Origin of the sequence: Terriglobus sp. RCC_193, from assembly GCF_041355105.1 — a bacterium.
GTDB lineage: Bacteria > Acidobacteriota > Terriglobia > Terriglobales > Acidobacteriaceae > Terriglobus.
This window is the reverse complement of the sequence record NZ_JBFUPK010000003.1, coordinates 119,912-133,075: the sequence shown is the minus strand read 5'-3', so window position 1 is coordinate 133,075 and position 13,164 is coordinate 119,912. Positions and strand designations below refer to the sequence as shown.

At 61.3% G+C, this 13,164-nt stretch carries 9 protein-coding genes and 1 pseudogene; 2 read left to right on the top strand and 8 right to left on the bottom strand.

Annotated features, from left to right (window positions below):
* Positions 1 to 70: 70 nt before the first annotated feature.
* The 4 genes and pseudogenes from AB6729_RS16510 to hisI all read right to left on the bottom strand — a co-directional run.
* On the bottom strand, positions 71 to 1,357 hold the full coding sequence (locus AB6729_RS16510) for a histidinol-phosphate transaminase (protein ID WP_371082762.1): 1,287 nt from the start codon (positions 1,355 to 1,357) through the stop codon (positions 71 to 73).
* The gene (gene hisD, locus AB6729_RS16505) at positions 1,354 to 2,619 is read right to left on the bottom strand and encodes a histidinol dehydrogenase (protein ID WP_371082761.1); all 1,266 of its coding nucleotides are present in this window, start codon (positions 2,617 to 2,619) and stop codon (positions 1,354 to 1,356) included. The genes AB6729_RS16510 and hisD overlap by 4 nt, the downstream gene beginning before the upstream one ends.
* A 207-nt stretch (positions 2,620 to 2,826) precedes the next feature.
* Positions 2,827 to 3,711 carry an ATP phosphoribosyltransferase gene (gene hisG, locus AB6729_RS16500; RefSeq protein WP_371082760.1) on the bottom strand — a complete coding sequence of 295 codons (885 nt, stop codon included), beginning with the start codon at positions 3,709 to 3,711 and terminating at the stop codon, positions 2,827 to 2,829.
* Positions 3,712 to 4,053: 342 nt separating this feature from the next.
* A pseudogene (gene hisI / locus AB6729_RS16495) lies at positions 4,054 to 4,395 on the bottom strand (phosphoribosyl-AMP cyclohydrolase); the annotation flags it as partial.
* Positions 4,396 to 4,729: 334 nt separating this feature from the next.
* Here hisI and AB6729_RS16490 point away from each other — a divergent pair.
* Positions 4,730 to 5,050, top strand: coding sequence for a ComEA family DNA-binding protein (locus AB6729_RS16490; protein WP_371082759.1), 321 nt, complete (start codon positions 4,730 to 4,732; stop codon positions 5,048 to 5,050).
* Between the two features lie 86 nt (positions 5,051 to 5,136).
* Here the strand turns inward: AB6729_RS16490 and pgm are convergent, their stop codons facing one another.
* Positions 5,137 to 6,801, bottom strand: a complete 1,665-nt coding sequence (gene pgm / locus AB6729_RS16485; RefSeq protein ID WP_371082758.1) for a phosphoglucomutase (alpha-D-glucose-1,6-bisphosphate-dependent) — start codon at positions 6,799 to 6,801, stop codon at positions 5,137 to 5,139.
* 203 nt (positions 6,802 to 7,004) lie between these two features.
* Here pgm and AB6729_RS16480 point away from each other — a divergent pair, with 203 nt between their 5' ends.
* On the top strand, positions 7,005 to 11,033 hold the full coding sequence (locus AB6729_RS16480; protein WP_371082757.1) for a DNRLRE domain-containing protein: 4,029 nt from the start codon (positions 7,005 to 7,007) through the stop codon (positions 11,031 to 11,033).
* Between the two features lie 71 nt (positions 11,034 to 11,104).
* Here AB6729_RS16480 and AB6729_RS16475 read toward each other — a convergent pair whose 3' ends face one another.
* The 3 genes from AB6729_RS16475 to AB6729_RS16465 all read right to left on the bottom strand — a co-directional run bounded on the left by AB6729_RS16475 (position 11,105) and on the right by AB6729_RS16465 (position 13,100).
* On the bottom strand, positions 11,105 to 11,305 hold the full coding sequence (locus AB6729_RS16475; protein WP_047497671.1) for a cold-shock protein: 201 nt from the start codon (positions 11,303 to 11,305) through the stop codon (positions 11,105 to 11,107).
* A 199-nt stretch (positions 11,306 to 11,504) separates the two neighbouring features.
* Positions 11,505 to 12,203 carry a (d)CMP kinase gene (gene cmk / locus AB6729_RS16470; RefSeq protein WP_371082756.1) on the bottom strand — a complete coding sequence of 233 codons (699 nt, stop codon included), beginning with the start codon at positions 12,201 to 12,203 and terminating at the stop codon, positions 11,505 to 11,507.
* Between the two features lie 33 nt (positions 12,204 to 12,236).
* Positions 12,237 to 13,100, bottom strand: a complete 864-nt coding sequence (locus AB6729_RS16465) for a hypothetical protein (RefSeq protein WP_371082755.1) — start codon at positions 13,098 to 13,100, stop codon at positions 12,237 to 12,239.
* Positions 13,101 to 13,164: the final 64 nt, after the last annotated feature.

Genomic DNA, 13,164 nt, shown 5'->3' with positions numbered 1-13,164 from the left:
GGTGCCAGGAGCGTTAGGGAAGGCTTCGGTGTATGCCGGTGCGGTGTGGAGGTCGCTGCCGTTCTCTGGGTTACTCATAGTCGGGTGTCTCCTTGGGTGCTGTTTCCGGCTTGTTCACTTCGGCGGGCGTCCATCCCATGCCTGCAAGTGTGTCACGAAGCGCGGCGATGCCGATGCTGATCTGATCTTCAAGGCCGATGGTGATGCGGACGCAGCCATCGAGGCCGGGGTCGCTGCTGCGGTCGCGGACGAGCACGCCGCGGGCGCGCATCCCGTCGACAAACTCCTTGTGGCGCGGGCCGATGTGCATGAGTACGAAGTTGGCGTGCGACTGCCAGTAGGGCACCTTCATGTTGTCGAGCGCCCTGTAGATGCGTTCGCGACCTTCGGTGATCTGTGCAACGTACCAGTCGATGTATTCGGTGTCGTCCACGCTGGCGTTGACGGCGATGAGTGCGATGCCGTTGACGTTGTAAGGCGAGCTGGCTTTGCGGAGATGGTTAATTAAGCTAACTGGTCCGGCAATGGCGCCGACGCGCAGGTTGGCGAGGCCGTAGGCCTTGGAGAAGGTGCGGGCGATGAGGATGTTGTGTGGAACCCACGTCTCAGAATCGAGACGTGGGGCACCCGGTTCGCGCCCGAAACTTTCTGAACCTGTCGTAGAGGTCGAAGGGAGCGGGGATTCTTGGCTGCGCTCTGAATGACCCTCAATCAAATCTGTCATCACGCTCTCGCCGAAGAAGTGGAAGTAGGCTTCGTCGACGAGAATGACCGCGTGTGGTGCGGCTTTTGCGATGGTGCGGATCTGGTCGCGCGTGATGGTGTTACCAGTGGGGTTGTTCGGCGAGCAGAGGATGATGAGCTTCGTCTTGGGTGTGATGGCGTCGAGCATGCGCTGGTAGGGGAATTGCAGCGTGCTGTCCATCTGGATGCGGATGAGTTTTGCGCCCATGGCCATGGCGTTGACGTCGTACATGAAAAACGACGGCGTGGCGAAGAGGCATTCATCACCTTCTTCGAGGAAGGTGTAGGTGACGAGGTGAATGCCTTCGTCGGTGCCGTTGGCAAGGAGCACTTGCTCGGGCTTGAGGCCGAAGTGTGCGGCGACTTTTGCTTCTACCGGCGCGCGTTCGGGATAGATGGTGAAGCTTTCCAGCGAGAGTGTGCTGAGGGCTTCACGCACGCGCGGTGACGGGGCATGTGTGTTCTCGTTGAAGTCGAGGCGCAGTGCGTCGCGGCCGCCGAGGGGCGGGTGATACTCGGGCATGGCGAGGATGGCGCGGCGCGGTTGAATCTCCCACGTCTCAGAATCGAGACGTGGGGCACCCGTATTTGTGGCTTGCGCTGTTTCGCTCATCGCTTGCCTCCTTTTCTGCGGATGCGCACAGAGTTGGCGTGCGCGATGAGGCCTTCCGCCTCTGCGAGTGCGATGGCTTGCGGCGCGAGTGTGGCGAGGCCGCTGCGTGTGTAGTTCTGCACGGTGATGATTTTGAGGAAGTCGTTCACGCTGAGACCGCCACGCATGCGGCCAACGCGGCCTGTGGGCAGAACGTGGTTGGGGCCGCTGATGTAGTCGCCCATGGACTGCGGCGAGTAGTTGCCGATGAAGACACTGCCCGCGTTAACGACCCACTTGAGATCCTTGTCGCTGTCGACAGTGAGGTGCTCGGGCGCGAGGCGGTTGGTGATGATGTGGGTCTCTTCGATGGAGCCGCAGAGGAACACTGTGCCGCGTGCCTTCAGGGAGATTTCGGCGAGCTTGTTGCCCTTGGCCTGAAGCTTAACTTCGCTAACTACTCCGCGTGCGAGTTGTTCGTTTGCGGTGACGAAGACGGCGAGGGTTTCGGGATCGTGCTCGGCCTGTGCGACGAGGTCTGCGGCGATGCCTGCAGCGCTGCCCTTTTCGCTGGTGACGACGATTTCAGTTGGGCCTGCGGGCATGTCGATACCGCACTCGGTCGACGCGATGATCTTGGCGGCGGTGACGTAGAGGTTGCCGGGGCCGACGATCTTATCGACGTGCGTGATGGTCTGCGTACCGTAGGCGAGTGCGGCAATGGCCTGCGCGCCGCCGGTGCGATACATCTCTGTGATGCCTGCGAGGTGCGCTGCGGCGAGGGTTTCGCGTGCGGGCTTGGGGCTGCATACGACGATGCGCTTCACGCCTGCGACGGACGCGGGGATCGCGGTCATGAGTAGCGTGGACGGCAGAGGGAAACGTCCACCGGGGACGTAGCAGCCTACGGATTCGAGTGGACGAATGATCTGGCCGACGGTGACGCCGGGTATGTTCTGCGTCATCCACTCTTCGGCCTTTTGTTGTTCGGCGAAGCTGCGGATGTTTTCCGCTGCGGCTTGCAGTGCGGCTTTTAGTTCTGGAGATGTTTCATTCCACGCAGCGAGCATTTCTTCCTGCGTTACGCGGATGGGGCCGTTGAGGCTGTCGAACTGGGAGGCGTATTTCAGCAACGCCTTGTCGCCGCTCTTCTGCACGTCGCGCATGATCTTGCGGACGACGGGTTCCACCTCGGCGGTTTTGACTGCACCGCGGCGTTCGAGTGTGGCCAGGAGTTCGTAAGCGGCGGCTTTGGTGCGGCCTGTGGTTTTGATGAGCTTCATTGGTCGTCCTTGTTGCATTCCCGTAGTGCGAGAGGAATGCAGGTCCTTCGACTTCACTTCGTTTCGCTCAGGATGACGGCCTTTGGCCGTATGAGCTTTGCTTAGGATGACGCACTCTATGCGTATGAGCTTCGCTGGGTCGCGCTTTGCGCGATACCCACGTCTCAAAATCGAGACGTGGGGCACCCGCCAAGAGCCAAAAGCGCGTTACAGAACAACCTTGCTGAGTGGGTATTCGACGATGCCGCTGCCGCCTGCTGCCTTGAGTTGCGGGATCACTTCGCGGACGGTGTTTTCGTCGAGGATGGTGTTCACCGCGACCCAGTTGTCGTCCTTCAAATGCGAGACGGTGGGTGAAGAGAGTGCGGGCAGGATCGAGAGGATCTGATCGAGGTTAGCCTTGGGGACGTTGAGCATGAGGCCGACCTGCGAGAGCGCGTTGATGGCGCCGTTGAGCATGAGTGCAAGGTTGTCGATCTTCTGCTTCTTGAACGGATCAGTGTAGGCGCTCTTGTTGGCGATGAACTGCGTTTCGCTTTCCATCAGCAGGTCGATGACGCGGAGGCGATTGGCGCGTAGGCTGCTGCCAGTCTCCGTGACTTCAACGATGGCGTCACAGAGCATGGGGGGCTTGACTTCGGTTGCGCCCCAGGAGAAGTCGACTTTGACGTTGATGTTCTTCTCAGCGAAGTAGCGCTTGGTGTACTCGACGAGTTCGGTGGCGATGACTTTGCCTTCAAGGTCTTCGGGCTTCTGGAAGGGCGAGTCTTCAGGGACGCAGAGGACCCACTTCACCCGCTGGCGGCTGGCCTTGCTGTAGGTGAGCGAGGTGATGCGTTCGACATCGGAGAGGTTCTCGAGGATCCAGTCATTACCGGTGAGGCCTGCGTCCAGCGAGCCGGTTTCCACGTAGCGTGCCATCTCCTGTGCGCGGACGAGCATGCATTCGATATCAGGGTCGTTGATAGAGGGGAAGTAGCTGCGGCCTGAGGGATTGATCTGCCAGCCGGCGCGCTTGAAGAGGTCTATGGTGGCGTCCTGAAGGGAGCCCTTGGGGATGCCGAGTTTGAGTTTGCTCACTGTCTTCTCCATGTGGCCTGACCAGCAGACCCTCAGGGGCTAAAGCCCCGTTTCATTGCTTGATTCTTATGGCCCGGCTAAAGCCGGACCCCTTCAAAACTTTTCCTGTCGAGCTTCTTCAGAAACTTTGTTGGTCGAGCTTCGCTCGATGAGAGCGGCTTTGCCGCTCTGCCCACATCTCAGAATCGAGATGTGGGGCACCCAACATCACTTGTTAATTCGACTTCATTACTTGCTGATTTCGACTTCGCGGATGATCTCGCTCTCGTGCGTGATCTCAATGCTGTCGCGGATGATCTCGCTCTCGTGCGTGATCTCAATGCTGTCGCTGGTGATCTCAATGCTCTCGCGCGTGATTTCGATTTCGCGGGTGAAGCAGCTTACGGTGCCTTCGTGACAGACCAGGCCGTCGCCTTCCACTTCCACGCGGAAGAGGAGCGTGTCGCTGTCACAGTCTGTGTGCAGGCTGACGATCTTCAGGCGGTTGCCACTGGTTTCGCCCTTCATCCACAGCTTGTTGCGTGTGCGGGAGAAGAAGGTGACGAAGCCGGACTCCAGTGTGCGGCGGTAGCTCTCTTCATTCAGGAAGCCGAGCATGAGCATCTGGCCAGTGGTGGCGTGCTGGACAACGCCGGGGACGAGGCCGCCTGCTTTTACAAAGTCGATAGTGGGTTGCGTGGCTGCTGCAGTGGTCATTTCTTCCTCAAGTGGTTGTGCCGTTTGCGATGAGGCGGACACAACAAAGCCCGCCAGTGAGCATCGCTCGGGCGGGCTGGTGATGAATCGAATCCTGTGCTTGTTGCCTTCGTCTACCGCTTTGCACCGGATACCGCCGCCGTCGCGCTGATGTGCGCGTGGTGATGGTGGCCGTGATGGTGTGTGCGAACGAGCATTGCAACTACAAGGCTAATCGCCGAAGGGTTCTATGTCAATTGATTCCTGCGGGATGAAGAATTGCAAACTGACTCTATGCAGCGGGATTGCGGGGGCGTATGTTGCTTACGGAAGTACCTTTAGGAGGACGTTCCGTATGAAGCTTTTCCGTATTCTTCCCGCATTTGTCCTGGCGCTGGCCCTCCCCGTTCTGCACGCGCAGAGCAAGCCCGCTACAACTGCAGTGACCAAGGCCGCTGCCGCAGCACCGGCTATGAAGGGTGAGCCGCTGGACATTAACACAGCCTCGCTGGATCAACTGCAGGCGCTGCCAGGTGTGGGGCAGGTGTATTCGAAGAAGATTGTGGACGGACGTCCGTACACGGCGAAGAACCAGCTTGTGTCGCGCGGCATTGTGCCCAAGGCCACGTATGACAAGATTTCGTCGCTGATCGTTGCAAAGCAGGTTAAGAAGTAAAACAAGAGCGAACGCAGTGTTCGCAACGGTTCCGCAGCGTCGCGGCGGTTCGTTGTGGACGCTGCGTTCGCTCTTTTGTTTCGCAGTTAGCCCTTGAGTGCTGCGTTGACCAGTTGTTTGGCTTCGTCCTGAATCTGGCGGAGGTGGTCTTCACCCTGGAAGCTTTCCGCGTAGATCTTGTAGACATCTTCCGTGCCGGAGGGGCGTGCTGCGAACCAGCCGTTTTCCGTGGCCACTTTCAGGCCGCCAATGGCCGCGCCGTTGCCGGGGGCGTTGGTGAGGACGGCGGTGATGGGTTCGCCTGCCAGTTCCTTTGTGGTGACCTGTTCCGGTGACAGCTTGCCGAGTTTGGCTTTCTCTTCCTTCGTGGCTGCGGCGTCGATGCGCTGATAGACGGGGTTGCCGTAGCGTGCGGTGAGCGACTGGTAGAGTTCGCCGGGGTCCTTGCCGGTGCGTGCGGTCATCTCCGCGGAGAGCAGACCCATGATGAGGCCGTCCTTGTCGGTGGACCATGCGGAACCGTCGAGGCAGAGAAAGGATGCGCCAGCAGATTCTTCACCGCCGAAGCCGAGCGAGCCATCCGAGAGGCCGTTGACGAACCACTTGAAGCCGACGGGGACTTCGAGGACTTTGCGGCCGAGGCCAGCGCCCACGCGATCAATCATCGAGGACGAGACGAGTGTCTTGCCGATGGCGGCGTCCTTGCGCCAGTTAGGACGGTTGGCGAAGAGGTACTCAATGCTGACGGCGAGATAGTGGTTGGGGTTCAGCAGGCCCGTGGACTTGGCGACGATGCCGTGGCGGTCATGGTCGGTATCGCAGGCCCAGCTTACGTCGAAGTGGTCCTTGTTCTGGATCATGCCGGCCATGGCGAAGGGCGAGGAGCAATCCATGCGGATCTTGCCGTCCCAATCGATGTGCATGAAGCGGAAGGTGGGATCGACGATGGTGGAGAGCACCTGCAGCGGCAGTTTGTATTTGTCTGCGATGCGCTGCCAGTAATAGACGCCTGCGCCACCCAGGGGATCAACGCCGAGTTTGAGGCCGCTGGCGGCGATGGCCTGCATATCGACGACATTGGAGAGGCCGTCAACGTACTCGGTGATGTAGTCGTGTTTGGTCGTTGTCGAGGCTTTGAGTGCCTGTTCGAAGGGCACACGTTTTACGCCTGAGAGCTTTGCTTTCAGGATGTCGTTGGCGCGGTTCTGCACCCAGCCGGTGACGTCGGTGTCTGCTGGGCCGCCGTTGGGCGGGTTGTACTTGAAGCCGCCGTCTTCGGGCGGGTTGTGCGAGGGCGTGATGACGATGCCATCGGCCAGGGCGTCTTTGCGGCCCTTGTTGTAGACCAGGATGGCGTGCGAGAGCGCGGGCGTGGGTGTGTAGCCGGGCTGGCCGCTAGTCTCGGGTGTGCCTGCGTCGATGCGCGTGGCGATGCCGTTGGCGGCGAGGACTTCGAGCGCGCTGCGGAAGGCAGGTTCACTGAGCGCGTGGGTGTCCATCGCGAGGAAGAGGGGGCCGGTGATCTTCTGGCCTGCGCGATATTCGCAGATGGCCTGCGTGATGGCGAGGATGTGGTCCTCGTTGAATGCGCCGTGCAGCGCGGAACCGCGATGGCCGCTGGTACCGAAGCTGACCTTCTGCGCGGCGTTGTCAGCGTCAGGATGCAGCGTGTAGTAGGCGGAGACGAGACGGGGCAGGTCGGTCAGGCAGTGCGGGTCCGGCAGCTTGCCGGCGTTCGGGCTGTTGCTCATCAGTGTGCTTCCTCAAAGAAAAACAAATAGGTGCAGAACGACCCTGCGAGTGTATCGCGGGAGTGTTTCTTCCCGTTTTGGGAACGCGAGTGGTTAGATGCGGAAATTATGAGCTGTGCGTGGTCGTTGCGACAGAAGCAGGTGGGGTTCTGTCGTTACACTGTAGCTCTCCTGAATAGACATTCGGACAGCGATTGGCCCCGATGGTACATGGCCTTTTGCATCGTGTGTCGTGGTTTGTGTTGTGTGTTGACGTTTTACGCCGCATGCAACTAAGTCTTAGTTCATCGCGAATCGCTACGTGGCGATTCTGCCCGGCGGCGCTGGCATTTGCAGGCCTGTTGCTGTTGCCGGGGTGTGTTCGCGGGCAGGCGGCAACGTTGGCCGCGGATACTGCCGTGGATACGGGCCGTCCATCCGTTAATTTTGGTTCGTTGAGCAATCTGTACATCAACAGCACCAGTACGGCGCTGCTGCGGTTTGACCTGGGCACGTTGCCGTCGGGAACGACGGGATCGCAGATTAGCCGAGCGACGCTGCGGCTGTATGTGAACCGTGTGAATACGCCGGGTGTGGTGGGCGTTGCGCCGGTATCGACCGCATGGGCGGAAGGTGCGGTGACCGCGCAGACGCTGCCGCTGTTGGGTACGGTAGCGCAGGTGTTCGCCGTGACGGATGAGGCGCAGTTTGTGGCGGTGGATGTCACGGCGATGGTGCAGGCATGGGTGAATACTCCGACCACGAACTTTGGATTAGCGCTGACAACGTCGACGGCGGACGTGGCGCTGGATAGCAAGGAAAGCGATACGACGGCGCATCCTGCGGAGCTGGAGATTGCGCTGACCAGCGGCGTGGTGGGGCCGGTGGGACCACAGGGGCCGAAGGGTGATACCGGGGCCACGGGGCCGCAGGGACCAGCAGGCCCTGCAGGTGGTCCGAAGGGCGATCCGGGACCACAAGGGCCAGTGGGACCTCAGGGTCCAAAGGGCGATCCCGGAACGAACGCTTCAGGCATGACGTACAAGGGGGCGTGGAGCCAGACCACGCTGTATGCGGCGGGCGATGTGGTGACGTCTGCGAATGCGGCGTGGGTGTCGCTGGTGGGCGCGAATACGGGCAATGTGCCGAGTTTTTCCGGGACGTCGTGGGGACTGCTGGTTCCTGCTGCGAGCGGTAGCGGGTCGTCTACGGGAAATGGGTTGCAGTATGCCGGGGCGTATGTGTCCACGACGAACTACAGCACGAACCAGGTGGTGACGTGGCAGAGCGCTGCGTGGGTTTCACTGCATGACGTGAATCATGGCAATACGCCGGATACTTCGTCCGGCGACTGGGCTGTGCTGGTGCCTGCTTCCACGAACCCTGCTTCGATCACGACCATCATCAATGGCCTGCTGTTTGACGGTGCGTATGCAGCGACGACAAACTATGCGACCAACCATGTGGTGACATGGCAGGACACAGCGTGGGTATCGCTGCATGATTCGAATCGTGGCAATGCGCCGGATATTTCAGGGAACGACTGGGCGGCGCTGGTGCCTGCGGCGATTGGGGTGCAGGGGCCCCAGGGTGTTGCCGGAGCCATTGGTCCGCAGGGACCCCAGGGCGAGCGTGGCTATACCGGGGCTACTGGGCCGCAGGGTGATCGCGGCGCAACGGGAGCTACTGGGCGTCCGGGGTTTGTGTATCAGGGGGTGTATGCCTCCACCACGAACTATGCGACGGGCGATGTGGTGGTTTGGCAGGGCGGGTCGTGGGCGTCGCTGGTGGATGCGAACCAGGGGAATACGCCGGATAGTTCGCCGACGTACTGGGGGGCTCTGACTTCGCAGGGGCCGCAGGGTGTGAAGGGCGATACGGGTAACACCGGGCCGATTGGTCCACAGGGGCCCGCGGGAATGGTGGGTTCGGCTGGTCCGCAGGGGCCAACCGGTCCTGTCGGTTCGACGGGACCACAGGGTGCTCCGGGGCGCGATGGGGCACAGGGAGTGCAGGGGCCGACCGGGGCGGTGGGACCGCAGGGCGATCCGGGGCCGGTGGGCCTGACGTGGCAGGGAACGTATGTTTCCACCACAAATTACGCGACCAATGATGCGGTGGCGTGGCAGGGGCAGACGTGGCTTTCGCTGCATGGGACGAATCATGGGAACTCGCCGGATAGTTCCCCGGCGGACTGGACGCTGCTGGCGGCGATGGGCGCCACGGGTTTGCAGGGGCCTCAGGGCTTGCAGGGAGTGCAGGGGCAGGCTGGGCCAGCGGGTCCGCAAGGGCCGCAGGGCAATACCGGCGATATTGGGCCGGTAGGGCCGCAGGGTGTTGCTGGGATGCAGTATCTGGGGGCTTACAACGGCAGCACCAGCTATGCGCTGCATGATGCGGTGACCTATGCGGGTGGGACGTGGCTTTCGTTGCAGGCGACGAACTACGGTAATCCTCCGGATTCGTCGGCGCTGTGGTGGCAGCAGATTGCGGCTCCCGGAGCGCAGGGGCCGGTGGGTGCGCAGGGTGTTGCCGGGCCGCAGGGAGCTACTGGTTCGCAGGGTGTGCAGGGACCGATAGGGCCTGCCGGTCCGCAGGGACAACCGGTGCGGTTTCTGGGGCCGTGGTCTGCAACGACGGCTTACATTGCAGGCGATGCGGTTTCTTACAACGGGTCATCCTACATCGCTTATGCGGCGGTGACGGGGAATGCTCCGGGCATCAGTCCCGCGTGGCAACTGCTGGCACAGAAGGGCGATACCGGAGCCACCGGCGTACAGGGTTTGCAGGGAAGTCAGGGGCCGCAGGGAGATCCGGGAGCTACGGGGGCTGTCGGGCAGCAGGGTGTTCCGGGGTTGCAATGGAGGGGTGCGTGGAGCGGCGCCACCGGCTATGTGACGGGCGATGCGGTTTCATACGGCGGGTCGGCATATATCTCGACTTCGGATGTGAATGTGGCGGTGACGCCGGGTTCTTCGTCGTTATGGTCACTGTTGGCGGCTGCGGGTGCAACGGGTGCTGCGGGTGCGAATGGCACCAACGGAACGAACGGTGCCGCGGGAGCTGCGGCGACGATTCAGGTGGGCACGGTCAGCACAGGTGCAGCGGGCAGCAGTGTGGTGGTGCAGAACGCGGGCAGCAGCAGTGCCGCGGTTTTGAATTTCACCATTCCGCAGGGCGCGACCGGTGCTACAGGTTCACCGGGGTTGACGTACAAGGGAACGTGGCTGGCCGGAACCGGATACAGCCTGGGCGACGTGGTCTTCGAGGCCGGGTCATCGTATGTGGCGAAGCGGAGCACGAATACTGCCGATCCGGCAGTTTCCGTTGCGAACAACACGGGCGACTGGGAATTGCTGGCATTACAGGGCAATCCGGGGCCTGCGACCGTTGCCATTGGCACAGTGACCAGCGGTGCGACTGCCACCGTTACGAATGCGGGGACTTCGAATGCGGCGATCCTGAACTTCACGCTGCCGAAAGGGGATACGGGCGCGACGGGTTCGGTGGGGCTGACGTTCCTGGGAGCGTGGGATAGTTCGGTTTCCTATCAGCCAACGAGCGTGGTCACGTACAACGGTTCGGCTTACTTTGCGCGCGCCGCAAGTAGTGGCGTTCATCCTGTGGGCGACGCGGGAAGTGCTTCGGCATGGGCTTTGCTGGCGGCTGCGGGTGCCGCCGGGGCTGCGGGAACGGCTCCGTCGATCAGCGTCTCTGCCACGCATACCGGTGCCGCGGGGACTGCAGCGATTGTGAAGAACGTGAGCACGGATCCGTCGAGCATCCAACTGGACTTCACGATTCCCAAGGGCGACACCGGCGCGACTGGGCCTGCGGGGCCAACGGGACCTGCGGGGTCTTCCAGCGGCGGCAGTGCGTTCTTTTCGGCGGTTCACACGGTTGCGAGCGGCGTGGCGCAGTATTACAACCCGTTGACCGATGTGAAAAGCGCCACGGAGCTCGGGACAGTGTTGCAGTGGCTTCCTTCCACCTGCAACCTGGCCAGCGTACAGGCGTATTACTACGCGGCCCCCATCACAGGCGGGCAGACGACGAATGCCCAGTTGACGATTCGTACAGGAACGCCGGGGAATATGAGCGCGAATCCGTCTACGGCCTGCACGGTTGCACCGAACACAACAACGACATGCACCGGGCCAGGGACACTGGGGTCTGGCAGCTTTGTGTCGTTTTACGTCTCAACGATTGCGACAGTGACGTCGTATCTGTACACGCAGTTCACTTGTAACTAGTGCTTGCGTAAGAGGGCAGCCTCTGTTGGGAAGACTGCCCTCTGAATCTGCCGGGGGTTAATGCAGATGGCTTAGAGCGGCGTGACGTCCGACGCCTGCCAGCCCTTGGGTCCCTTCACCACGTTGAACTGCACGGCCTGACCTTCCTGCAGGCTCTTAAAGCCATTGGACTGGATTGCCGAGTAGTGTACGAAGACGTCCTCGCCATTTTCACGGCTGACGAACCCGAATCCCTTTGCGTCGTTGAACCACTTCACTGTGCCCTGTTCCATAAAGCCCGGTCCTCTTCTTCTTTGTTCGAGTCTGCCGTTGAATACAAGGGGTTATCCGCGCTTTTGGCGGGGAAATGACCACTTTGTCTCTAACGATTGGGCATAGACTAGCACGAAACACAAAATTTACTCAGGAAAAACAAGGGTTCGGAAAATTTCCTGAAGACACGGAAGTCTGCCGACCCTATTTCCATTAGAGCTAACGGCGAGGGACGTTTGCCACGATGGCCGCGGCGCGTTCCAGAACCTGATCCAGCGTCATGCCGGTGGTATCCAGAACGATGGCGTCTTCCGCGGGGCGCAGAGGACTCTCCGTGCGTTCGCGGTCGCGCCTGTCGCGGTCGCGCATTTCGTTGAGGAGGTTTTCTTTTGACTCGGCGGCGGGCTGCTGGGCGAAGCGGCGATCGCCGCGCGCTTCCACGCTGGCGTCGAGGAAGATCTTCACATCGGCATCGGGGAAGACGACGGTGCCAATGTCCCGGCCTTCCATGACGACGCCTGTTGCGGCGCCAAGGCCAAGGGTGCGCTGCGCGTTGACCATCCACACGCGGACCGGGCCGTGTACAGAGACCTGCGAGGCTGCCTGTGTCACCTCGGGATTGCGCAGTATCGCGGTGACGTCTTCCCCGTCCAGCAGAACGCGGTTGCCGCCAGCGCCGGGTTCAAGCGTGATGGTGGTGTTGGTGGTGAGCGCGAGGACGGCTTCGCCGTCGGTTACGGGTATTTTGTTACGCAGAGCCTTGAGAGCCAGGGCGCGATACATGGCGCCGGTTTCCAGATTGAGCAGGCCAAAGGTGCGCGCCAGATGCGCGGCGACGGTGCTTTTGCCTGCGCCTGCGGGGCCGTCAATGGCCACGATCAGGCCGCGACGCGTTTCGTTCTGAGGAGCGGAGGTCATTCCTTCTATTGTGCCGGATGTGCGTGCCACATCTCAGCGGTCGGTGGTTTTGCGATGCGGGTTGCGAAGCAGGAGGGTGAAGGCGAATCCTACGGTGTCTTCATGCAGGCGCAGGCCGCGGCTGTAGAAGGCTGACCAGATGACATGGGGCGCCAGCGGGAGGTCGAAGGAGAGATTGATGCCGTTGTCTTCGGCGAGGCCGTTCGAGTTCTGCGTGACATCCGGCCGGCCGGAACGAGGGTCCACCTGGTAGACGGTTTGCGTGCCAAGAGGGAGCTGCTCGTAACCTTCCAGGTAAATGGTGGAAGAGCGGGGCAGCTCCATACTGACACCTACGCCAAAGTTGGCAAGCTGGCCACGCGAGGTCTGCGAACGCTGCACGCGGCGGTTCTGCAGGCGGCTTGTGGAACCGATGCCGAGGTCGACGTACGGCGCGAGGAAGCTGGCGGACTGCAGATGATTCGTGACGTTGTAGGTCACCTTGCCCGCGCCAATGCCGTCTTCCACGGAGCCGGTGGGCGCGGAGAGGGAGCCGGTCACCACATCATAGAAGTCACCAAGCCTGCCCATATCGAAGCTTTTCGAACCCAGGTGCAGAGCCAGGGTGGTGTCGCCAGGCAGGCCGTGGCGGATCGTGGTGTCGGTGTAGGGCGGTCCGAAGGGTGGCTGCACCATACGTTGCGAACGCATGTACAGGAAGAGCGGCGTGGCGACATCGGCGCTGACGTAGCGGTTGAATCGCCACGCAAGGCTTGGCGTCAGGATGTTGGCCCAGCCGGTGATGGAATCGTATTGCGAGCTGGAGATGACGCTGGCGTTGAAGCCGGTGGTGCGCGGCACGATGCCCGCAGGGCCAAGGCTGTTGGCCACAGCCAATGCCAGATCCTGATCGGACATGGTCTTTGTGTTCTGAACGGCTGCCGTGGCTTGTGGTGTTGCGGTTTGCGCAGGGCATATCCCC

Coding starts and splice junctions, on each gene's coding strand:
- AB6729_RS16465 (WP_371082755.1), bottom strand. CDS start 13,100: ATGTCCGATCAGGATCTGGCATTGGCTGTGGCCAACAGCCTTGGCCCT.
- AB6729_RS16490 (WP_371082759.1), top strand. CDS start 4,730: ATGAAGCTTTTCCGTATTCTTCCCGCATTTGTCCTGGCGCTGGCCCTC.
- AB6729_RS16475 (WP_047497671.1), bottom strand. CDS start 11,305: ATGGAACAGGGCACAGTGAAGTGGTTCAACGACGCAAAGGGATTCGGG.
- AB6729_RS16510 (WP_371082762.1), bottom strand. CDS start 1,357: ATGAGCGAAACAGCGCAAGCCACAAATACGGGTGCCCCACGTCTCGAT.
- hisD (WP_371082761.1), bottom strand. CDS start 2,619: ATGAAGCTCATCAAAACCACAGGCCGCACCAAAGCCGCCGCTTACGAA.
- pgm (WP_371082758.1), bottom strand. CDS start 6,801: ATGAGCAACAGCCCGAACGCCGGCAAGCTGCCGGACCCGCACTGCCTG.
- cmk (WP_371082756.1), bottom strand. CDS start 12,203: ATGACCTCCGCTCCTCAGAACGAAACGCGTCGCGGCCTGATCGTGGCC.
- AB6729_RS16480 (WP_371082757.1), top strand. CDS start 7,005: ATGGTACATGGCCTTTTGCATCGTGTGTCGTGGTTTGTGTTGTGTGTT.
- hisG (WP_371082760.1), bottom strand. CDS start 3,711: ATGGAGAAGACAGTGAGCAAACTCAAACTCGGCATCCCCAAGGGCTCC.